Source organism: Ruegeria sp. CDSC021, assembly GCF_059610845.1.
The window spans coordinates 298,547-320,545 of sequence record NZ_JBXWOK010000002.1 but is presented as its reverse complement, the minus strand read 5'-3'; the positions used below and the strand labels follow the sequence as shown (position 1 = coordinate 320,545).

The 21,999-nt window shown below is 56.7% G+C and carries 21 protein-coding genes; 11 read left to right on the top strand and 10 right to left on the bottom strand.

Annotated features, from left to right (window positions below):
* Positions 1-8 precede the first annotated feature (8 nt).
* Positions 9-1,178 (bottom strand): pyridoxal phosphate-dependent aminotransferase, encoded by a 1,170-nt coding sequence (locus tag AC2FGB_RS06510; RefSeq protein WP_496693680.1) that lies wholly within the window; start codon positions 1,176-1,178, stop codon positions 9-11.
* A 98-nt stretch (positions 1,179-1,276) separates the two neighbouring features.
* Here AC2FGB_RS06510 and AC2FGB_RS06505 point away from each other — a divergent pair, with 98 nt between their 5' ends.
* Positions 1,277-2,170 carry a LysR substrate-binding domain-containing protein gene (locus AC2FGB_RS06505; protein WP_496693644.1) on the top strand — a complete coding sequence of 298 codons (894 nt, stop codon included), beginning with the start codon at positions 1,277-1,279 and terminating at the stop codon, positions 2,168-2,170.
* A 55-nt stretch (positions 2,171-2,225) separates the two neighbouring features.
* Here the strand turns inward: AC2FGB_RS06505 and AC2FGB_RS06500 are convergent, their stop codons facing one another.
* The gene (locus AC2FGB_RS06500) at positions 2,226-3,383 is read right to left on the bottom strand and encodes an acyl-CoA dehydrogenase family protein (RefSeq protein WP_496693643.1); all 1,158 of its coding nucleotides are present in this window, start codon (positions 3,381-3,383) and stop codon (positions 2,226-2,228) included.
* Positions 3,384-3,489: 106 nt separating this feature from the next.
* Positions 3,490-4,065 (bottom strand): TetR/AcrR family transcriptional regulator, encoded by a 576-nt coding sequence (locus tag AC2FGB_RS06495; protein ID WP_496693642.1) that lies wholly within the window; start codon positions 4,063-4,065, stop codon positions 3,490-3,492.
* Positions 4,066-4,361: 296 nt separating this feature from the next.
* Here AC2FGB_RS06495 and AC2FGB_RS06490 point away from each other — a divergent pair, with 296 nt between their 5' ends.
* The 7 genes from AC2FGB_RS06490 (at position 4,362) to AC2FGB_RS06460 (ending at position 12,782) form a co-directional block, all read left to right on the top strand.
* Positions 4,362-4,826: a nuclear transport factor 2 family protein gene (locus AC2FGB_RS06490; RefSeq protein ID WP_496691709.1), complete on the top strand. Its 465-nt coding sequence runs from the start codon at positions 4,362-4,364 to the stop codon at positions 4,824-4,826.
* A gap of 12 nt (positions 4,827-4,838) precedes the next feature.
* Positions 4,839-5,459 (top strand): pyridoxamine 5'-phosphate oxidase family protein, encoded by a 621-nt coding sequence (locus AC2FGB_RS06485; protein WP_142635772.1) that lies wholly within the window; start codon positions 4,839-4,841, stop codon positions 5,457-5,459.
* 47 nt (positions 5,460-5,506) lie between these two features.
* A complete protein-coding gene (locus tag AC2FGB_RS06480; protein WP_185956647.1) occupies positions 5,507-5,668 on the top strand; it encodes a hypothetical protein in 162 nt (53 codons plus the stop codon).
* A gap of 103 nt (positions 5,669-5,771) precedes the next feature.
* On the top strand, positions 5,772-8,252 hold the full coding sequence (locus AC2FGB_RS06475; protein WP_496693641.1) for a heavy metal translocating P-type ATPase: 2,481 nt from the start codon (positions 5,772-5,774) through the stop codon (positions 8,250-8,252).
* Positions 8,249-8,638 (top strand): Cu(I)-responsive transcriptional regulator, encoded by a 390-nt coding sequence (gene cueR, locus AC2FGB_RS06470; protein ID WP_142635768.1) that lies wholly within the window; start codon positions 8,249-8,251, stop codon positions 8,636-8,638. The genes AC2FGB_RS06475 and cueR overlap by 4 nt, the downstream gene beginning before the upstream one ends.
* Positions 8,639-8,735: 97 nt before the next feature.
* Entirely contained in the window at positions 8,736-9,608 is an 873-nt protein-coding gene (locus AC2FGB_RS06465; RefSeq protein WP_496693640.1) for an NAD(P)-dependent oxidoreductase, read from the top strand.
* A 108-nt stretch (positions 9,609-9,716) separates the two neighbouring features.
* Positions 9,717-12,782 (top strand): aminotransferase class III-fold pyridoxal phosphate-dependent enzyme, encoded by a 3,066-nt coding sequence (locus tag AC2FGB_RS06460; RefSeq protein WP_496693639.1) that lies wholly within the window; start codon positions 9,717-9,719, stop codon positions 12,780-12,782.
* 52 nt (positions 12,783-12,834) lie between these two features.
* Here the strand turns inward: AC2FGB_RS06460 and AC2FGB_RS06455 are convergent, their stop codons facing one another.
* Entirely contained in the window at positions 12,835-13,311 is a 477-nt protein-coding gene (locus AC2FGB_RS06455; RefSeq protein WP_142635764.1) for a hypothetical protein, read from the bottom strand.
* A complete protein-coding gene (hemP, locus tag AC2FGB_RS06450; RefSeq protein ID WP_142635762.1) occupies positions 13,308-13,475 on the bottom strand; it encodes a hemin uptake protein HemP in 168 nt (55 codons plus the stop codon). The genes AC2FGB_RS06455 and hemP overlap by 4 nt, the downstream gene beginning before the upstream one ends.
* A gap of 220 nt (positions 13,476-13,695) precedes the next feature.
* Between hemP and gph the strand changes: the two genes are divergently transcribed.
* Entirely contained in the window at positions 13,696-14,361 is a 666-nt protein-coding gene (gene gph / locus AC2FGB_RS06445; RefSeq protein WP_496688840.1) for a phosphoglycolate phosphatase, read from the top strand.
* A gap of 324 nt (positions 14,362-14,685) precedes the next feature.
* On the opposite strand, the gene AC2FGB_RS06440 is transcribed toward gph, so the two are convergent.
* The 5 genes from AC2FGB_RS06440 to AC2FGB_RS06420 all read right to left on the bottom strand — a co-directional run bounded on the left by AC2FGB_RS06440 (position 14,686) and on the right by AC2FGB_RS06420 (position 19,899).
* Entirely contained in the window at positions 14,686-15,441 is a 756-nt protein-coding gene (locus AC2FGB_RS06440) for an ABC transporter ATP-binding protein (protein ID WP_142635758.1), read from the bottom strand.
* Between the two features lie 9 nt (positions 15,442-15,450).
* Positions 15,451-16,206 carry an ABC transporter ATP-binding protein gene (locus AC2FGB_RS06435; RefSeq protein ID WP_142635756.1) on the bottom strand — a complete coding sequence of 252 codons (756 nt, stop codon included), beginning with the start codon at positions 16,204-16,206 and terminating at the stop codon, positions 15,451-15,453.
* Between the two features lie 9 nt (positions 16,207-16,215).
* Entirely contained in the window at positions 16,216-17,421 is a 1,206-nt protein-coding gene (locus AC2FGB_RS06430) for a branched-chain amino acid ABC transporter permease (protein WP_142635754.1), read from the bottom strand.
* Between the two features lie 3 nt (positions 17,422-17,424).
* Positions 17,425-18,456, bottom strand: a complete 1,032-nt coding sequence (locus AC2FGB_RS06425) for a branched-chain amino acid ABC transporter permease (protein ID WP_142635752.1) — start codon at positions 18,454-18,456, stop codon at positions 17,425-17,427.
* A gap of 96 nt (positions 18,457-18,552) precedes the next feature.
* On the bottom strand, positions 18,553-19,899 hold the full coding sequence (locus AC2FGB_RS06420; protein WP_142635750.1) for a substrate-binding protein: 1,347 nt from the start codon (positions 19,897-19,899) through the stop codon (positions 18,553-18,555).
* Positions 19,900-20,657: 758 nt separating this feature from the next.
* Here AC2FGB_RS06420 and AC2FGB_RS06415 point away from each other — a divergent pair.
* Together AC2FGB_RS06415 and AC2FGB_RS06410 are read left to right on the top strand one after the other, a co-directional pair.
* A complete protein-coding gene (locus AC2FGB_RS06415; protein WP_496689153.1) occupies positions 20,658-21,503 on the top strand; it encodes a helix-turn-helix transcriptional regulator in 846 nt (281 codons plus the stop codon).
* Positions 21,503-21,994 carry an A24 family peptidase gene (locus tag AC2FGB_RS06410; RefSeq protein ID WP_496688841.1) on the top strand — a complete coding sequence of 164 codons (492 nt, stop codon included), beginning with the start codon at positions 21,503-21,505 and terminating at the stop codon, positions 21,992-21,994. The genes AC2FGB_RS06415 and AC2FGB_RS06410 overlap by 1 nt, the downstream gene beginning before the upstream one ends.
* The last annotated feature ends 5 nt before the right edge of the window (positions 21,995-21,999 follow it).

Sequence of the window (21,999 nt, the reverse complement as noted above, 5' to 3'; positions counted from 1 at the left end):
CGGCCCCTCTACTTCAATCTGGCGGTCGCAACAGAAATGCGCCGCAACCCTTCTTGCAGGCTTTCGGTGGCGTAAGCAAAAGAAAGCCGCAGATGGCCCGGCAAACCAAAGGCACGCCCCGGCACCAGTGCCACCCCGACTTCGTCCAGCAGATACCGGCAGAATTCGTGATCGACCGGCATTTCAGCCGGTGTTTTGGGAAAGACATAGAACGCGCCATCCGGAACGGCACACTCCAGACCCGCGGCATTCAACCTAGCAACCACAAGATCACGGCGTGCTCGCATCGCCTGCAGGCGTTCGCCCAAAAGCGTTTGCGGCCCGGTAATCGCAGCCAATGCTGCCGCCTGCGCGATGGAACATGCGCCTGATGTAATCTGCCCCTGAACAGCGGTCATCGCCTTGATCAAGGGTGATGGCCCGATTCCCCAACCGATCCGCCACCCGGTCATCGAATAGGCCTTGGAAACTCCATTTACGGTCAGCACTCTATCCGCCAGATGCGGCACGGCCTGAACAAATGGCGTGAAGGGAACATAGGTCAGGTGTTGGTAGATCTCATCCGAGATCACCCAAACATTGGGATGCCTGTCCAAAACGCGACCCAGGGCCTGCATTTCCGATTCAGTATAGACCGCGCCGGTCGGGTTTGAGGGCGTGTTCAGCAAAAGCCAGCGAGTGCGCGGCGTAATTGCGACCTCAAGCTGTGCTGGGGTCAGCTTGAACCCCTGAGAAACCGGACAGTCCAGGACAACCGGAATACCGCCGGACAACCTGACCATATCCGCATAGCTGGTCCAGAACGGCGCCGCGGTAATAACTTCATCCCCGGGATCGAGCGTGGCCATCAGCGCCCCGGACAAAACCTGTTTAGCACCGGTCGAGACGATCACGTTTTCCGGCTGGACACTGGCCCCGACGGCGATAGCCGCCCGAACGTCCGGCGCCCCTGCCGTCGCCGGGTACCGTGTTTGCCCGGCCAGCGCCGCTTTATGGGCCGCTTCGACCACATGTTCAGGGGTCGGAAAATCAGGTTCGCCAGTACTGAGCGCGACCACATCGACACCCTGCGCCTTAAGGCGCGCAGCCTGCTCAGAGATCTGAACAATCTCTGACAACTCAATCCCGCGCAGCCTGTCTGCACGCCTAAAACTATCTGCTGCGATATCCCTGGACACTGCCAACGTCTCTCTTGACCAAAATATTCATTTGGTATCGGGCTGGCGGGCCCTAAAAGCCAGTGATATTCCATCCGAAAGGTATGAGGAATTATCATATGATCGCCCCCCGTCGTTTTCTGCCGTCTATCCCCTCTCTGCTGGCAATCGAGGCCGTTGACCGCCTTGGCAGTGCTTCGGCGGCAGCGGAAGAGCTTTCGCTGACCCAAAGCGCCATCAGCCGACAGCTCAAGTCGATGGAGGAACAGCTGGGCATCGAACTGATCCAGCGAACCCAGATGCGGCTGCAGCTTACCCCGGCGGCAAAAGAATACGTTCAGGTCGCGCGCAAAAGCTTGCACCAACTGGCGCAGGCCTCCCTAAAACTCAGAGCCAATCCGACCGGAGGATCGCTGAACCTGTCGATCCTGCCAGCGTTTGGGATGCATTGGCTGGCGCCGCGTCTTCAGGACTTTGCCCGCCGACATCCCGAGGTGACCGTCAATCTGAACACCCGGCTTCGCCCCTTCGATTTCGAAACGGAACATTTCGACGCCGCGATTCATTTCGGACGTCGAGATTGGCACGGCGTCAACTACCTGCCGATCATGCGTGAAAACGTTGTACCGGTTTGCGCCCCGGAAATTCTGCCCAAAAACCCGGAACAGATTGACTGGCTAATGAATGCCCCGCTGCTGCACCTGGAAACGCGCCCTGATGCCTGGGAGCAATGGTTTGCCGCACAAGGGCTTGTGGCATCCGGGCTTGGCGGCATGTTGTTCGACCAATTCTCGACCATGGGACAAGCCACAATTCATGGGCTTGGGGTGGCGCTACTGCCCAGCTATCTGGTCGAAGACGACCTGAAAACCGGGCGACTCGTTCCCGCCTGGAAAGGCCCGGGCGTCAGTCTGGGCGATTTCTTTCTGGTCTGGCCGCAATCCCGGGTGGCATCCGAGCCGCTGAAGTCGTTCTGTTCTTGGCTGCAAGGCCAAGTCGACCAAATCTCGTGACCGGGCCATTCCGGCCACCCTAGAAAACTGCGGGGAGGGAGCGTTCCGAACAGGATTATGTGTCCAACGACCGGGCAATGAGTTCCTTCATGATCTCATTTGTCCCGCCATAGATCATCTGAACCCGCGCATCCGCATAAAGCCGAGCAATCGGATATTCCATCATGAACCCATAGCCACCAAACAGCTGCAGACATTCGTGCATGATCTCATTCTGCACCTCAGACCCCCAGTATTTGGCCATCGACGCGGTCGATGCATCCAAAGTTCCAGCCTCAAGCCGGGCAATACAATCGTTGACAAAACTGCGCAGCACTTCGGCCTTGGTTTTACACTCGGCAAGCTTGAAGCGGGTATTTTGGAAATCCATCACGCGCTGACCGAAGGCTTTGCGCTCCTGCGTGTATTTCACTGTTTCGGCAATCGCGAAATCAATCGCACCCAGGGCACCGATTGCAATCGTCAGGCGTTCCCAGGGAAGTTGCCGCATCATCTGGTAAAAACCCTGCCCCTCTTCCGCACCAATCAGGTTTGTCATCGGGACCTTGGCGTCCTCAAAGAACAGCTCGGCCGTGTCATTGGACTTCATGCCCAATTTCTTGAGGTTCCGCCCCTTGCGGAACCCATCTGCGCCCTGCGTTTCGACCGCGACCAACGATACCCCTTTCGACCCTTGAGTCTTGTCGGTCTTTGCGGCCACAAGGATCAAGTCCGCAGATTGCCCATTGGTGATAAAGATCTTGGACCCGTTCAGACAGTAGGAGTTACCGTTCTTTTCCGCAGTTGTGCGGATCGACTGCACATCCGAACCGGTTCCGGGCTCTGTCATGGCCAGCGCGCCGACCATCTCGCCCGAGGCGAGTTTCGGCAGCCATTTCAGCTTTTGATCTTCGCTGCCATAAGCGGTGATATAGTGGATGACAATCGACTGGATCGCATAGCCCCAACCGGAATCTCCGTGCGAGGTCTGGGCGTACATGGTCAGAGCATCAAATCCCATGCCACCACCGACACCGCCGTGTTCTTCGGTGATCGCGCCAGCCATCAGTCCCATGTCACCGGCCTTGCGCCAGAACGCACGATCAACAACCCCGTTTTCGGTCCAGCGCTCGATATTGGGCACCAGTTCGTCCTGCATGAAACGGTTCGCCATTTCGGCAAACATCTGGTGCTCTTCGGACACCCAGCTGGATGTAGGGGTAATAAGAGACATTGCGCATCCTCCAAGATCAACTTGCCGCCAGCGTAATTTGGACCGCCAATTAATCCAATGCGTTGGATGAAACGCTACGCAACGTCTTTTGGAAGATTTCGCCGGGTCACGGGATCGGTGCGGCCAACGCGTTTTCCAGCAAGACCCGCGCTGCAGCTTTGGCATCTTGCGCGGGATCACAGCTTTTCAACAGAACCGCCGTCACGATTGCCCCTTCTTTCAGCAGAAGAATCTGACATCCCAGGCTTTCAGGGTCGCAGGCACCGGCTTTGCGGGCCAGATCCGTGAAATATTCCAACAACAACCGCTTGTGTTCCGCCGCCTGCACGTGGATCGGGTGCTCTTTCTCCTGGAATTCGGCGCCAGCCTTGATGAACATGCAGCCGCGAAACCCGTCTTCGGCGAACCACTCGCCCAGTGCATCAAAGCTTGAAATCAACTGGTCCGCAGGGGTGTCGGCCAATTCCTCGACACGACGCATGAACCAGTTGCGGAAATTCTCGTCCCGCAGACGCAAAGCCGCCAGAATCAGATCTTCCTTGGTGCGGAAATGTTTGTACATCGAAGTCTTCGACACACGCGTCTCAGCCACCAGCTTGTCCATGCCGGTCGCATGAAAACCGTCACGATAAAAGACCTTCAGGGCCTTGCGGACCAGCTCATCCCTTTTGTTTGGGCGCATGATTCGCCTCCTATACGTACCGATCTGTACATAATTGTACCCTCCATAATCCGCAAGGGCCACCAATGTTCAGGAAATTCTCTTTATTTTCCACCTGGATAGAGAAAAATTTTAGATATTTTACAGGCGCCCCTTGCAAAGAGGTACCGATCAGTACACCTTAACGACACGATGTACCGATCAGTTAACTATGGAGCCGTCATGAAACGCCGTACCAGCCCCTTCAACCGCCAGTACATCCCATTTCTGTTGACCCTCGCGCTGCTCGCTGCATCGCTGACCTGAAGGACCATGACATGAGCCGCCCCCCTCTGCCGCCATTCACTGCTGAGACCGCTACACAAAAGGTCCGCATGGCTGAAAATGCTTGGAACAGCCGCGATCCGGATATCGTGACGCCCGCCTATACCGAGGACAGCCAATGGCGGAATCGGGCGGAGTTTGTCGCGGGCCATGCTGAAATTCACGCGCTTTTGACCCGCAAGTGGAGAAATGAGCAGGAGTACCGGCTGATCAAAGAACTCTGGGCCTATTCGGAAAACCGTATTGCCGTGCGCTATGCCTATGAATGGCGGAACGACAGCGGCCAGTGGTTCCGCTCATATGGTAACGAGAACTGGGAATTCGATAGGGATGGTCGGATGGCTAAACGTCATGCCTCGCTGAACGACCTTCCGATCAGGCAACAGGATCGGGTTTTCCTTTGGCCTCTTGGTCCGCGCCCTGACGACCATCCCGACCTGTCTGATCTGGGCCTGTAGAAAGGACCTATTATGCCACGTGCTTTTTCCAAACTAACCTTCACGCCTGCCGTTCTCACCCATCAAGAAAGGATGGGATCGGCAAAAACCTATGCGAAATTCCTGGAAAGCGGCCCTGTGCAGGGTCACGAAATCAGAGCCGCCGAAAAAGAGTTCATCGAGGCCCGCGACGGGTTCTACCAATCAACCGTGTCCGAGACCGGCTGGCCATATGTGCAGTATCGTGGCGGACCCGCGGGGTTTTTACGAGTACTTGATGCGCAGACCATTGGGTATGCTGATCTTTCGGGCAACAAACAGTATATCTCGCGCGGGAATTTGGATGGCAATGACCGGGTTGCGCTGATCCTGATGGATTATGCCAACCAGCGACGCCTGAAAATACTTGGGCGTGTCGAAATTGCCGAAGGCGCTGCGGCGGCTGCCAGCCTCTCCCCCGAAGGCACCCAGACCCCGGCCGAACGCGCCGTCATTATCAAGGTCGAAGGTCTGGACTGGAATTGCCCAAGTCACATTACCCCACGATTCACCGAGGCCGAGCTGCGCCCCCACCTGAACGAATTGGGCCAGCAGCTGGCCCAACTTCAGGCGGAAAATGACCGGCTGAAACGGGAACTGGAAAATAAGAAATAAGCCCCAGTGCCAAGCATTCCCCAACTTGTGATTCAAGGACTGACACCATGATAACGTTAACGCTTCACCGAGCCTTCATAGTCCTGTTTGGTTTCGCTCTGTCGATTGCCTTTCTTATGCTGGGGTTTTTCGCATCTCCCGAAGCTGTTCGGACATCCCCGCCCGCGCTTTATAATTCGCTGCTGCTGGAAAAACTGGCCCAAGACTAAGAACCGTACGGCCCTCGAAACAAGAGATTGTGCCTGAATCATGATCTCTGCCCTTGACCTTCCTGTGACTGGAACCCCCATCTAGGGTTGGAAACAGGACAGGATGAGTCGATTGGCCAACTCACATACTATCAGACTGAAGGTCACCGGAATGAGCTGCGCATCCTGCGTAGGCCGCGTGGAATCTGCGTTGCGCAATGTTCCCGGGGTTACCGAGGCTTCGGTCAACTTCCCAACCGAGACTGCACAGGTCACTTATGACAGGCCGATCAGCGACCTGACCGGCGCGCTGGACAAAGCTGGTTATCCGGTGTCAGTGGCAGAAGCCGTTCTGCAGATTGACGGAATGAGTTGTGCTTCTTGCGTCGCAAGGATTGAACGAGCACTCTGCGCAGATCCGGCCGTCATAAGTGCTCGGGTCAACCTGGCCACTGAAACCGCGACCATTCGTTTTGCCGACGGGGCAACTGATCCTGTGAAGCTGGCGCAGCTAAGCACTAAAGCGGGCTATCCGGCGCACCCTTCCAGGATGGCCGAAAGCAACGATGAGAAACCGGGCGAAGCCTCTGCGCTGATCCGCACCACCCTGATCGCTGCGGCGCTGGCTTTGCCCGTGTTTATACTCGAGATGGGCGGGCACATGATCCCAGCCTTTCATCACTGGGTTCAGGCAACAATCGGGTTTCAGACCAGCCATATCATCCAGTTTGTCCTGACGTCGGTTCTGCTGATCGGCCCCGGAAGGGTGTTCTATGCCAAGGGTATCCCGGCCTTGCTGCGCGGGACACCTGATATGAATGCGCTGGTCGCGATGGGAACCGGTGCCGCCTATCTGTATTCCGTCCTGGCCACCTTTGCGCCTCAGGTTCTGCCACAAGGCAGTGCAAATGTCTATTACGAGGCCGCCTCGGTCATCGTGGTCCTTATCCTGCTGGGTCGCGCGATGGAGGCGCGGGCAAAAGGCCGGACCGGGGCCGCCATTCGCAAACTGGTCGGGCTTCAACCGAAAACAGCCCGGCTAGAACAGGACGGGGGCACGGTCGATCGACCCATATCCGAAATACTGGTTGGCGATGTGCTGCAGATCCGACCCGGAGAGCGCGTCCCAGTCGATGCTCAGGTGTTGGACGGCACCTCATACGTGGATGAAAGCATGATTACCGGCGAACCCGTTCCTATAGGGAAATCGGCCGAAGATCAGGTGATAGGGGGCACGGTCAACGGCACGGGCGCGCTGCGCGTGCGCGCCACGCGTGTTGGGTCCGAAACGGTGCTGGCGCAGGTCATCCAGATGGTTCAGCAAGCTCAGGGTGCCAAGTTGCCGATACAGGGGCTAGTCGACCGGATCACGGCGTGGTTTGTTCCCGTTGTGATTGGCGTTGCCCTACTGACCATTGCGATCTGGCTGATCTTTGGCCCTGCGCCTGCCTTGCCGATGGCGCTGGTCGCAGGGGTTTCGGTTTTGATCATTGCCTGCCCCTGCGCCATGGGGCTGGCGACTCCGACGTCGATCATGGTGGGCACGGGGCGCGCGGCTGAACTGGGCGTGCTGTTCCGCAAAGGCGATGCTTTGCAGCAGTTGCAACAGGCCAAGATCATCGCTTTGGACAAGACCGGGACTCTGACACTGGGGCGCCCTGAACTGGCGAATGTCACGACCATAAATGGGTTTGACCGCGATACCGTTTTACGGCTGGCCGCTGCGGTCGAGGCGCGATCCGAGCATCCGATTGCCACGGCCATCACGCGGGCCGGACCGGCGGACCTGCCCCCTATCGCCGGCTTTGAATCGTTGACTGGGCTGGGCGCCCGCGCGTCTGTCGATGGGCACGATCTGCTGATCGGCTCACCCAGATTAATGGCGCAGAACGGCATTGATCTATCCGCGCTGAGCCAACAGGCCGACCAGCATGCCGCCGAAGGGGCAACCCCCGTATTCGTCGCGATCAACGGTCAGGCTGCGGCACTTCTTACGGTCTCGGATCCGGTCAAAGCGGGCACGATCGAAGCTTTGCACCGGCTGCACACTATGGGCCTAACGCTGGCGATGGTCACCGGGGACAACGCCCTGACTGCGCAGGCTTTGGCAGACAAGCTGGGCATCGATCATGTCACAGCCGAGGTCCTGCCGGACGGAAAGCTCGCTACAATCAACGCCCTGCGCGACCAGTTCGGAGAGCTGGCCTTTGTCGGTGACGGGATTAACGACGCCCCGGCATTGGCTGCGGCGGATGTCGGCATCGCTATCGGCACGGGTACAGATGTGGCGATTGAAACGGCGGATGTGGTACTGATGTCGGGCGATCTGCGCGCGGTTGCCAATGCAGTCGAAATCAGTCGCCGGACCATGAGCAATATCCAACAGAATCTGGGCTGGGCGTTTGGATATAATGTTTTGCTGATACCTGTCGCCGCCGGGATTCTGTATCCTTTTGGCGGCCCGCTTCTTTCCCCGGTTCTGGCGGCTGGAGCCATGGCTTTGTCCAGCGTCTTTGTCGTCACCAACGCGTTGCGACTTCGCAGGGTTCGCGCCAGCCTGCCCGAGGGATCACATACGGCGGCTCCACAAATGGTGACGTCATGAATATCGGCGACGTTTCCAACCAAACCGGTCTCCCGGCCAAGACCATCCGCTATTACGAAGATATCGGACTGATCAAACCGCTGCGCGATGATAATGGCTATCGCCGGTTCCGCAGTCAGGATGTGCACAAACTGAACTTTTTGGGCCGGGCCCGCGCATTGGGATTTACGATCGAAGATTGCCGGACCCTGATGGCCTTGTATGAGGATGAAACCCGCGCAAGTGCAGATGTGAAGAAGGTTGCCCGCGCGCATATGGTCCAGATCGAAGCGAAGATCGCCGACCTTAATGCGATGCGCGATACGTTGGGTCATTTAATTGACGCCTGCGCCGGCGACGACAGGCCTGATTGTCCGATCCTGAAGGATTTGGGCGGACAACCCTGACACGGGGTTGCCCTTTGTCTTCAGCTTTGCTTTGTCTCTGCCAAACAATCCGGCTTGCGGCGTCTGACCGGACCCGGACAGCAGAGAGGTTCACCAAATGGCAAAAGTTGCGTTCCTTGGTTTGGGTGTCATGGGATATCCAATGGCCGGCCACCTGCAGGCTGCAGGTCATGAGGTCACGGTTTTCAACCGAACAACCGCTAAGGCCGAGGCTTGGGTCGCCCAATATGGCGGCTCAATGGCCGCTACCCCGCGCGAGGCGGCTGAGCGAGCCGAGTTTGTCATGGCTTGTGTGGGCAATGACGATGATCTGCGCATGGTCTGCACCGGCGACGATGGTGCCTTCGGCGCAATGTCAAGCGGCGCGGTTTTCGTCGACCATACGACCGTCTCGGCAAAGGTAACCCGAGAGCTTTATGGCGCGGGCAAAGCCGCAGGGATTGCCTTTGTGGACGCGCCGATTTCGGGCGGTCAGGCCGGGGCTGAAAACGGCGTTCTGTCGATCATGTGCGGGGGGGATCAGGCTGCCTATGACGCGGCCGAGCCCATTATGCAGGTCTATTCCAAAATCTGTCGCCGCATTGGGGACAGTGGCGCCGGTCAGATGACCAAGATGTGCAACCAGATCGCCATTGCCGGACTGGTTCAGGGCCTCAGCGAGGCGCTGCATTTTGCCGAAAAAGCCGGGCTGGATGGCCGGGCGGTTGTGGAAGTGATCAGTCAGGGGGCCGCAGGCAGTTGGCAGATGGCGAACCGCTATGAAACCATGTTGGACGATCATTTCGATCACGGTTTCGCGGTGGACTGGATGCGCAAGGATCTGGGAATTTGCTTGGATACCGCAGATGAAACAGGGGCATCCCTGCCGGTGACGGCTTTGGTTGATCAGTTCTATAAGGATGTGCAGAAAATGGGCGGGAATCGGTGGGATACTTCCTCGCTTATTAAACGGTTGCGCGCATTGGGGTAACGGGAAAAGGGGGCTGTCTGCCCCCTCTTGGCCCGCAGGGCCAATTCACTCCCGAAGATATTTTTAGCCAGATGAAAAGGACCCCGGTTTACTGGGACAGGGTTTCAAATGAACGACATCATCGCATTTTGGGCTAATGCTTTGCGGCAAGACTGGGGGCTGGACGCGCGGCTGACCAGATTGGACGGCGAATACGATCTTAATTTTCTGGTCCGGGCAACCAACGGACAGGATTATGTTCTGAAAGTCATGCGCCCCGGATGCGAAGCAGAGCTTGTGGACCTCCAGGTCAAAGCCTTGGAACATATCGCCTCAGAAGCACCGGGGCTGCCATTTCCTACAGTGTTTCCCGATTTGCAGGGGGATTATCTGCCCCGGATCGAAGATCACGAGGGGGTACCGCGCCTTGTTTGGTTGCTGGAATGCCTGCCTGGGCAATGCTATGCGAAATCGGCACCCAAATCCGAAGAGTTGATCCTAAAGCTGGGTCGCGTTCTGGGTGCTACAGACCGTGCATTAGAGCGGTTCACTCATGAGGGTTTGGCCCGGGGCGATTTCAAATGGAATCTGACGCAGGCAGGGTGGATCGAACAGCATCTGGACACCGTTAGTAGCCCCGCACGGCAGGCAGTGCTGGCCGAGATATGTTCCGAATTCAATGCGATATCAGACAAGTTGGCAGGCTTGCCCAGTCAGGCGATTCATAATGACGCCAATGATTATAACGTTCTGGTCGAAGCAGAGCCTGGCCAGCGCCCGGGGGTGTCGGGCTTGATTGACCTTGGCGATATGTGTGCCGCGCCACGCGTTTGCGATCTGGCGATTGCCGGGGCCTATATCGTATTGGATCATCCGCAACCCGATCGCGCATTGGCGGCACTGGTGCGCGGCTATCAGGCGGCAAACCCCCTGCGCGCGGACGAAGTCGAACTGATCTGGCCTCTCTTGCGGATGCGACTGGCTGTGTCGGTTGTGAACTCGACCCTGATGGCCCTTGAAAACCCGGATGATCCTTATGTCACTATCAGTCAGGCGCCGGCCTGGCGGTTTCTTGAGGACCAAAGCGTCAACGGCGGATTGATGCCAGCGCGCCTGCGCGTCGCCTGTAGTCTGCCGGTCACCGATGGGGCCGAACGCATCCATGCCTATCTGTCCGCGCATCGCGGTCAATTCGCCGAGATGTTTGGACAGGGTCTAAAAGATGTGCCCATGGGCTCGCTATCGGTCGAAGACTCTGTGTGGCCGCAAAACCCATTCCACATGCCCCTGGCCGAGGCGGCACGTGTTGGCGAGGAAAATGGCACAGACTTCTGGTTGGGGTATTACAATGAACCCCGCCTGATTTACGCAGAGCCGGGGTTCCGCAAAGGGCCATGGAAAGCTTCGGACCGACGCACCGTGCATCTGGCGGTGGATGTGTTCGCGCCTGCCGGCACTGTCCTGAATGCCCCGATCAGTGGCCGGGTCGAGGCGGTCGAGAATCGCGACAGTCACCTTGACTATGGCGGGGTGGTGATCCTGCATCACGAAACACCCCAAGGCGATCCGTTCTATACACTCTACGGACATTTGGACCCCGAGGTCTGCGACAGGCTGAACCCGGGCGATCCAGTCGCACAGGGAGCGGCGTTTGCACGGCTTGGGGATGTCACACAGAACGGGGGCTGGGCCCCACATGTACATTTCCAGCTGGCCCTGACTACGAACGGGATGCGGGCCAACTGGCCGGGTGTTGGCGACCCTGACGAGCTTGAACTGTGGCACGCCGTCTGCCCGAATCCGGCGGCTCTGCTGAACCTTCCCGATGACAAGGTGTTCTATCGGCCGACCGATAAACGGGCGATCCTGCAGGGACGGCAGGACCACTTCGGAGGCAACCTGTCCCTGACCTATGACGATCCAGTCATGCTGGTACGCGGTTGGAAGCATCACCTGTTTGACGAATGGGGTCGCCCTTATCTGGATGCGTATAACAATGTACCCCATGTGGGCCACGCCCACCCGCGCATTCAGGCTGTCGCAGCAGATCAGCTCAAGCGGATGAATTCCAACACCCGGTATCTGCATCCGGCCCAGACGGCTTTTGCCGATAAGGTTCTGTCCAAGCTGCCCGATCACCTCGAGGTCTGCTTCTTTGTGAATTCCGGCACCGAAGCCAATGAGCTCGCCCTGCGGCTGGCCCGCGCCCATACCGGCGCCAAAGGGATCGTGACGCCCGATCACGGGTATCACGGCAATACCACCGCCGCCGTTGCAATTTCGGCCTATAAGTTCAACAAACCGGGCGGAGTTGGTCAGGCGGATTGGGTGGAACTGGTTGAGGTCGCGGATGACTACCGAGGGTCTTTCCGGCGCGACGACCCCGATCGCGCCGAGAAGTTTGCAGATCTAGTGGACCCAGCGATTGCAGCCCTACAGGACAAAGGTCAGGGCGTTGCCGGTTTCATTGCCGAGACCTTCCCTTCAGTTGGCGGGCAGATCATACCACCCAAAGGCTATCTGCCCGCGGTTTATGAGAAAATCCGCGCCGCTGGTGGTGTCTGCATCGCCGACGAGGTGCAGACAGGTCTGGGGCGTCTGGGCGAATATTATTTCGGCTTTGAGCATCAAGGCGCGCTGCCGGATATCGTGGTCATGGGCAAACCCATTGGCAACGGTCATCCATTGGGCGTTCTGGTTACTACCAAAGAGATCGCCCGCAGCTTTGATAACGGGATCGAGTTCTTTTCGACCTTTGGCGGATCGACCCTGTCCTGCCGCATCGGCAAAGAAGTTCTGGATATCGTCGATGATGAAGGCTTGCAGGATAATGCCCGCCTGATGGGCGACAGGTTGATGACAGGCCTGCGTCAGATCGAGACCGATTTCGGATCTGTCGGTGATGTGCGCGGCATGGGCCTGTTCGTTGGAGTCGAACTGATCAACCCCGATGGCTCTGAAGGCCGTGAGATCTGCCAATATGTCAAAAACCGGATGCGCGACCACCGGATTCTTATTGGCAGCGAAGGCCCAAAGGACAGCATCCTGAAAATTCGCCCGCCGCTGACGATCGAGGCGGAAGATGTGGACATGATCCTGTGGGCATTACGGGATGTGCTGGCAGAAGTTGGTGATTACAGCCCGCCACCCTCATGCGATCATGACCATCACCACGCAGGGTGCGGCTGCTGCTGAGGGCACGGAACCCCGGCGCGCATTCGCCGGGGTTCTGCACCTGCCCTGCTGCTTAGTGCAGCGTGGCAGTGGGGTTCTGATGTCTTGGGGTTGGCATCGGGATCGAGACCGTCATGCGTCGCAAAGCCAGCCCTAATTCCTCAGACAAAGCGGCCAATGCGGGGGCAAAATCGGGACGGACGATCAGGGACGCCATCATCATAGCGTCTTCGCGCGCGCCTTCTGATGCCGCCGCAATCATCTGGGCGAAACAGTTTTCATCCGCGCCAAGGCAGACACAGCCCAACCCATGCCGGATCAGCGGGCGCCGCCCGTGATGGGCACAAAGCGAGCACAGCCGGTCCAGCGTCAACATCGCTGCCCGGCCCTGATCCGTACCCAGGGCGATCTGAAAGTCCTGCGCCGCATCCATACGCGTTTGCATTCCGTCCCCCCAGAGGCGCAGATACATGACCGCACCGGCCTCGACAGGGCTTAGGTCGGACAGACGGCCAACGGTCGCGCCACCCCGGGCTGCAGGCGCGCTCATTTCGTCAAGATCAGTTTGCCCGCGCGCGTGATGCGCAGGGTGTACAGCTGATCGCCCAGCTCGATATGGGCCAGATTGCCCCCTTTGGTCAGATCTTCAGCCTTATGTGCAGGCAGCATTGATACGGCAAAAGACTGGCTGGGATTCGGGTTCTGAACATTCATCAGGATCACTCCGGAAGGTTTCGGGCAATGCGCCTTATCGGTTTACTTTTCAGGTATCTGGCTGGCCCGATTCTGGGGTTGCTGACGGCTTGAAATATAATCTGATTATTTTAGTCAGGTATGTCAAGCCTCAATATCTCACTCTCGCAACCGGGTTGAATTGCACTGCCTGAACACACCAGTTAGGACTTGCGGTGCAGCTTCAGAGGCAAGGATTTCAATGAGCGCTACAATTATGTTCGATTTGGACGGAACACTGGTTGACAGCCTTCCGGACATCACCGCCGCTGCGAATGCAATGCTGCGGGACACTGGTGTCTCGCCCCTGCCCCAGGACACGATCAAACAATTCGTCGGCAATGGCCTCCCGAAATTGGTAGAACGCATGATGTTTCATTGCGACCTGCCTATGGATCGCCATGCCGAGCTATCGGAACTGACGCTGACCCACTACAACGCAGCCTCCAGCGACAAAACCGTCGTCTACCCCGGCGTGGCCGAAGCGCTTGAACAGCTGCGCCAGATGGGATGTGTTCTGGGTGTTTGTACAAACAAACCCAAAGCACCGGCTGACCATGTTCTGAAGTCGATGGGCCTGACCCATCATTTCGATGCCACCCTGGGTGGTGACAGCCTGGCCACGCGCAAACCAGACCCAGCCCATCTTGAGGCAAGTTTTAACGCAGTGGCCGCTATAGGTCCGCGCCTGTTCGTGGGTGACAGTGAGGTCGATGCAGAAACCGCTGAACGGGCCCAGGTTCCCTTTTTGCTATTCACGGAAGGTTATCGGAAAAGCCCGGTTTCTGAACTGTATCATACCCGTAACTTCGCCGACTGGTACGAAGTGCCTGCGCTTGTAAGTGAGCTTTTGGGGGAATTGGGTTGATGTCCCCCAACTAGTGAGGGGCCGGCCGAGGGGGTAAGTAGCCAGCCCCTCAAGGGGGAAAAGTGGTAGGTCCTTGGAAACTCCTTGGACGATTTGAAGTTAACGAATCGCTCCAATCAAAGATATAGGGGGTTTCCCGTAGCCCTAGATAGGGTATTGAAATTACATAATAAATTATCCGTAAATTCTAGAAATTCGTTGAATATTGTCATTTTCCGTTGGTGACCCGGCCCCAGGACACCGCCAATCGAAAATTGAACAACGAAAAAGGGCGGGGATGAACACCCCGCCCGACGGTTCAGAAAAATTGCTGAATCCGCATGTTCAGATTGCCAGATATTCCTCGCGCAGCTGTGGATTCTCTAACACCTCGCTGGCGGCTCCATCAAACACGATGCTGCCCGTATCCAGAATGATCGCACGGTCCGCCAATTCCAGGGCGCGCACCGCGTTCTGCTCGACAATGATCGTGGTCATACCCTGCTGTTTGACGTGAAGCAGAGTCTTTTCGATCTCATCCACAATCACCGGGGCAAGCCCCTCATAGGGTTCATCCAGAAGCAACACCTTGATGTCCCGTGCCAAAGCCCGCGCAATCGACAGCATCTGCTGCTCTCCGCCAGACAGGGTAATTCCTTCTTGCTTGCGGCGCTCACCCAGCCTTGGGAACAGCTCATAAAGCCGTTCCAGCGACCAGCCGACAGGTGGAGCGATCTGGGCGAGTTGCAGGTTCTCTTCGACCGTCAGACCGGGGATGATACGGCGATCCTCGGGCACAAGGCCAAGGCCTGCGGCGGCGGCCTCATAGCTGGTCATTTTGTGCAGCGGCTTGTGATCCAGCCAGATTTCACCATGACGCACCTCGGGGTCACTGACCCGCGCGATGGATCTGAGCGTCGAGGTTTTGCCAGCACCATTCCGGCCCAGCAGGGCCAGAATTTCACCTTCGTGCACGTTAAAGCTGACGCCCTGCACGATATAGCTTTCGCCATAGTATGAATGCATGTCCCATACGGACAAAAACGCAGGGGCGGTGCTGGCCATATTGGCGTTTTTCGAAAAGTCAGGTTTCTCGTTCATTGCTTTTCCTTACGCGGCCTCACCCAGATAAGCTTCGCGAACCTTGGGATGCCCGCGGATGTTTTCTGGCGTATCTTCGACCAGAGGTGTTCCCTGCGCCAGAACGGTGATGCGCTCGGCCAGGCTGAACACCACATGCATGTCATGTTCAATGATGGCGATGGTAATGTCACGCTCGTCCTTGATCTGTTTGAGCAGGTCGATCGTGTTGTTGGTATCTGCCCGGGCCATCCCGGCGGTGGGTTCGTCCAGCAAAAGCAGGCGCGGGTTCTGGCTGAGGCACATGCCGATCTCAAGTCGTCGCTTGTCCCCACGTGACAGCGATGCCGCGTGCATCTCGCGTTTGTCAGCCATGTTCATCTCTAACAGCATCGCCTCGGCCTGCTCGACAATCGCCTTTTCACTGGAGATGGTTTCATAGGCGTGCATCCGAAAAGCGCCGTCCCGCATCGCAAAGATCGGGATCAACATGTTCTCCATCACAGTCAAATCGCCGAAAATCTCGGGCGTCTGGAACACACGGCTGATACCCATCTGGTTGATCTGATAGGGTTCCAACCCCAGAACAGAATTGTTGTCGAACAAAACAGAACCGGTATCCGGCATCAGCTTTCCCACCAAACAGTTCAGCAAGGTTGACTTGCCCGCACCGTTCGGGCCGATGATCGCGTGGACCGAGTTTTCTTCGACGTTGAGGTTCACATCCGACAGCGCCTTGAGGCCACCGAAGCGTTTGCTGACGTCTTTGACTCGTAGAATTGCCATGGTGCCCCCTTATTCCGCTGGCTCGGTTTTGCCCTTCGGGGCATCATCGGCGCCCGGTTTCTTACGCTTGAACCAGCCCATCAGCCGCTGACCACCTTCAACCAGCCCACCCGGCAGATAGATCACCACCAGCATGAACAGGATACCCAGCGTCAGATGCCAACCCTTGCCGATGAACGGATGGATCAGGAACACAACCGCGTCCTCAAGCCCATCGGGCAGGAAAGCGAACCAGCTGTGCAGAACATTGTCGTTGATCTTCGAGAAGATGTTTTCGAAATACTTGATAAAGCCTGCTCCCAGTACCGGCCCGATCAGGGTCCCTGTACCGCCCAGAATTGTCATCAGCACCACCTCGCCCGAGGCAGTCCACTGCATCCGTTCGGCCCCGGCCAGCGGGTCCATGGCGGCCATCAGCCCCCCCGCCAGACCGGCATACATGCCCGAAATCACAAAGGCTGCCAGTGTGTAGGGTTTCGAATTTAGACCGGTATAATTCATCCGCTGCTGGTTGGATTTCACCGCCCGCAGCATCATGCCAAAGGGCGAGCGGAATATGCGGATAGAGAGATAGAACACCGCCATCATGATCACCGCACACAGGTAATAGCCCGCGTTAAAGTCAAAGCTCCAGGCACCCACATCCAACGTATAGGTCGCGCGCATGGGAATGCCGAACAGATGCGGTAGGTTCGGTGCGCTGGCCGATTGCAGGATCTGCGGATCGTCCGCATAGACCTGCAAGCCGGTCTCACCATTTGTCAGGTTGAATTTTGGGTTCGAAAGCACCGAATAGGCCAGAGCAAAGCTCATCTGTGCAAAAGCCAGCGTCAGGATCGAGAAATAGATGCCCGACCGACGCAGGCTGACAAATCCGATCAGCAGCGAAAACACCCCGGCGACAAGAACGCTGAGCGCGATGGCCGGAACGACGTTATAGCTGAGCAGTTTGAACATCCACACTGCGGAATACGACCCCACCCCAAGAAAGGCCGCATGGCCAAAGGACAGGTATCCGGTCAATCCAAACAGAATGTTGAAGCCGATCGCAAAAATCCCAAAGATCACGAACCGCTGCATCAAATCGGGATAGCCCGCGTTGAACTGCGCCATGGCGCTGCCTTCGGGGAACGGGTTCAGGATAAAGGGCGCCAACAGGGTCAGTATGGCGACGATGATCAGCAGGCTGGTATCTCTCTTGTTCAGTCCCAACATGGCTTATTCCTCCATCACGCCTTTGCGCCCCATCAACCCGCGTGGACGGGTCAAAAGCACGATGATGGCGACAAGGTAGATGATGATCTGGTTGATGCCGGGGATCGTGGTCGTGGCCCAGGTGGTCGACGCAAAGCTTTCGAGCACGCCCAGCAGGAACCCGGCCAGAACCGCGCCAGGCAATGAGCCCATCCCCCCCACAACCACAACCACAAAGCTGAGAACCAGAAAGTCCATGCCCATGTGATAATTCGGGGGGTTGAGCGGCCCGTACATCACGCCTGCGAGGCCCGCGACTGCGGCCGCAATCCCGAACATGATGGTAAACCGCCTGTCGATATTTATCCCCAGCAGGCCCACCGTTTCACGATCTGCCATGCCAGCCCGCACGACCATGCCAAAGGTTGTGAATTGCAGGAACGAGAACACCGCTCCGATAATGCCAACGGCAAACCCGAAATAGACCAGCCGCCAGATCGGATAGATGATGGCGTTGGGATCGAATCCAACCATGATGCCAAGATCAACAGACCCACTCAGCATATCGGGGGGCGGGGTCTGGATCGGATTGGCACCGAAGAAATATTTGATGATCTCCTGCAGCACGATCGCCAGGCCAAAAGTCACAAGGATCTGATCCGCATGAGGGCGCTTGTAAAAATGTTTGATCAGCCCGCGCTCCATCACGTAGCCGACAAACAACATGATCGGGATCGCGAACAGGACAGCCAGAGGAACGGACCAATCTATGATTGACGCGCCAATCTCGGGGCCGAACCAGGCCTCTATATACGGGGTTTCAACCTTCAGCGGGTTGCCCAGAAAATCTTTCTGACTTTCATCAAGGGTCACGTAGCTCAAGTTAAAGAGTTTTTGCAAAGACACGGCGCAGAACGCACCAATCATGAACAGCGCCCCATGGGCAAAGTTCACAACTCCAAGCGTTCCGAAAATCAGCGTCAGGCCAAGCGCGATCAGCGCATAAGCCGACCCCTTGTCCAACCCGTTCAGAATTTGCAGAAGAATGGCGTCCATAGTCCCCACCTTTGGCCTGTCCAGTGGACTCCCCCATAGGCGGGAGAGCCCGTTTTCTAGGTCAGAGAATTTTCGTCGAAAATTCTCGCGCTTGTGTTACGCGCCCGGATTGCATTTACCCAGTTCGCCACCGGCAAACATCGGGTGCTCGGGATCGTATTCGACCTGCGCGCGTGGGGTGATCTCGACGATCTCCAGCGTGTCATAGGCGTTGGTCGGGTTCTCGTTGCCCCGCACCACCAGCACATCCTTAAAGCACTGATGATCTGCACCACGATACCAGGTCGGCCCGTTGCCCAGACCGTCGAACTCGAAATCTTCCAGCGCTTCGGCGACACCACAGGGGTTGAAAGTACCCGCTCGTTCGCACGCATCTGCATAGAGCAGAACCTGTGCATAGCAGGTCTGAGCCGAATTGGACGGCGGCTTGCCGTATTTCTCACCAAAGGATTTCACAAAGGCCTTGGTGCCTTCGTCTTGCAGCTGCCAGTTCCAGTTCATCGAACCCAGCACGCCCTTGATGTTCTCGCCAGCACCGGCAGCCATCAATTCGGAATACAGCGGCACGACAATCTTAAAGTCCTTGCCGTTGGCCACCTTGTCGAGCAGGCCGAACTGAATCGCATTGGTCAGCGAATTCACCATGTTGCCGCCATAGTGGTTCAGAACCAGCACATCCGCGCCCGAGTTCAGAACCGGCGCGATATAGGACGAGAAGTCCGTCGACGCGAGCGGTGTTTTGACCGTGTTGACCGTTTCCCATCCCAGGGCTTCGGTCGAGGCCACAATCGACTCTTCCTGAGTCCAGCCCCAGTTGTAGTCAGCGGTCAGATGATAGGCCCGGCGTTCACTGCCCATTTCGGCAGCTAGAACCGGCGCCAGAGCAGCGCCCGACATGTAAGCATTGAAGAAATGGCGGAAACCGTTCGCCTTCTTGTCCTTACCGGTCGTGTCGTTGGCATGGGTCAGGCCAGCCATGAAGATCACGCCCGCTTCCTGACACAGACCCTGAACTGCGACAGCCACGCCCGAGGACGAGCCGCCGTTGATCATGATCGCACCGTCTTTTTCGATCATCGACTTGGCCGATGCGCGTGCGGCGTCCGATTTGGTTTGGGTGTCGCCGGTTACGAACCCGACCTTTTTACCAAGAATCCCGTTCCCTTTCAGGGCCTTGGACGTAAAGGTGTTCAGGCAACCGCCATCTCCCTCACCGTTCAGATGCTCGACTGCAAGCTGCTGTGCCAGCAGTTCATCATTACCCTCTTCTGCATAAGGCCCGGTCTGCGGAACATTGAAACCCAATGTGACAGACGACCCAGAAGGTTCGTTAGTATATGCAGCAGCCGACGATGCAGTAAAAATCGTAGGTAGGGCCAGACCGGTACCGGCAACAGCACCAGACTTCAGCACGCCGCGGCGTGTGACAGATTTATTAGTCATTCATTCCTCCCAGTTCCCTGTTTTACGTCTGTTGGCTCCTCTTCCAGCAAACGATTGCGCAGGTTTACGCACCGCGAGTATGGCGGGGGTTCTGAAAATTTCTCAATAACCTATTCAAAAAGCAGCTATGTTATGTAAACAAATGAACACCTGGGTACGGATTTTTGTAAAATTTCAAGCATCCCTTCCTTCTTAATGATTGTAATTAAAATGTATTGTCTGAAAAGATACTGGTGATCGCCATGCAGGCAGTGCCGCTCTGCTCGGCAAGCAAGAAGTCGTTGCTAAATCTAAAGGAGAGCCCAGGCCGTATGATACAGCTCAGATGGTCACCGGGACGAGCCGACATCCCCTGCAGATCAAGCCGTTTGAACCTGGGTCTCAAACCCGAAGCGTCGTGCAAATCAAGAATTGTGACAAATTGAAAAACGGTTAATCCCTCCACGGCTGCATCGGTGAATACAGGCAACCGCCCGACCAACCGACGACCAAACAAGCGCAATAACCTTACAAAAAAGGCATAAACCACTACGCTTCACCCCGCATTCCGCGAATAGGTCAAAGAAATAGTCCGCGGATTTTGTGCAGTTTGTTTACTGAAACGCGACGAATTGATCGTACATAATTAGGTTAATGATTTTTTAGATGAGTTTTAGACGATTATATAGAACTATAGGAATGTAAAGAATCGGTAGGAGGTTGCGCACTCTTATATTGCAAATGCGCGTTTATGTTTGTTCGAGTACAGGTTGTTATCTATGGTCCGGGGGAATGCTCAGAGCGCAGCGTGGTTGCCAAACGCGCTTCATGCCAGAGCCATCATTAATTTCATTCATTGGAGCCAGGCAGGCGTCGTTCTTGATGCCGCGCTTGAAGGTATCGTCAAAGCATTTGGCGCCGATTGTGCTGTCATCAGCCGTGTGTGGCTGAACAAAGGGGCCCATCGTGTTGCCGCACGGGCTGACACACGGGATCCAAAATTCCAAAGACCGTTGTTTCATTCTTTCGCCAACGACGCCCTCGGCCCGTTTCGGAACAAACCAAAACGCGCCTCGGTGTTTAGTCTGCGAGATGACGGGGCAGACCCCAGTGATATCTCCGCAGTTTTGTTAGATTGGATGTCGCACCGCAAGCTGGATGACATTCTGTTCATATGCCTGGACCATAACGGCGGCGAAATCGACTTTCTGGAACTTCATTTCGGGCAGAGTTCCGAACCCGGTTACCGCGAAGCTATTGAACAGGTGGCTCCGCAACTATCCGAGACCTATCAGGCCCGCCGAGCCGGACTGATCACTGAATCATTGTCTCGGCAATCAGTCACCGCACTCAGAAAATCATACAGTGAAGCACCTATTCTCAGCACCGAGAACCCAACGGGCCTGACCCGTGCCGAATGGCGTGTTTGCGTTCTTGTTTCACGCGGGTTGTCGCCTCAGTCCATTGGTGCCGAACTTGAGATCGGACCAGCGACAGTTCGCACGCATCTCAAGCATATCTATTCAAAAACGGCGCTGGACACCTTCCACATGCTGGCCCGGCGCTTGGTATCGGTAGAAGAGCGCGAGGCCCTTCATGGGAAACCTAGCCAGGCACGTGCCTGATGCCTGAACTGGACTGGCAGTCCTGGCTGACATTGTGGGTATTCACACCGCTGTTCGTAATGATCGCCTGGACGGATTTCACCCAAATGCGCATCCCTAACCTGTACTGCCTGCTGGGCGGTGCAGTCGTGCTTATGACCGCGCCGTTTCCGGATTGGAACCAACTGCTGCTGCGCCTTCTTGTGGCCGCAGCGTGTTTTGCGATTTGTTTCGGTCTGTTTGCAGCGGGTTGGCTGGGCGGTGGCGACGCCAAGATATTGCCAATCGTATTTGCCGCAATTCCGGTCCCGGTCGTATCGACCTATCTGCTAATACTGGCAGGCTGCATGGCAGCGGGGCTGATCGGAATGTCGCTGTTTCGGCGTCTCGCCCGACAAACTTCCCCGCATATCAAGTCAACCGCCCAGTCGCGCGAATTTCCTCTTGGAATCGCTATCGGATCATCCGGGGTGATCCTAGCAATCTGGTCGGCTACTGCGCTTTGGTTCTGACCATG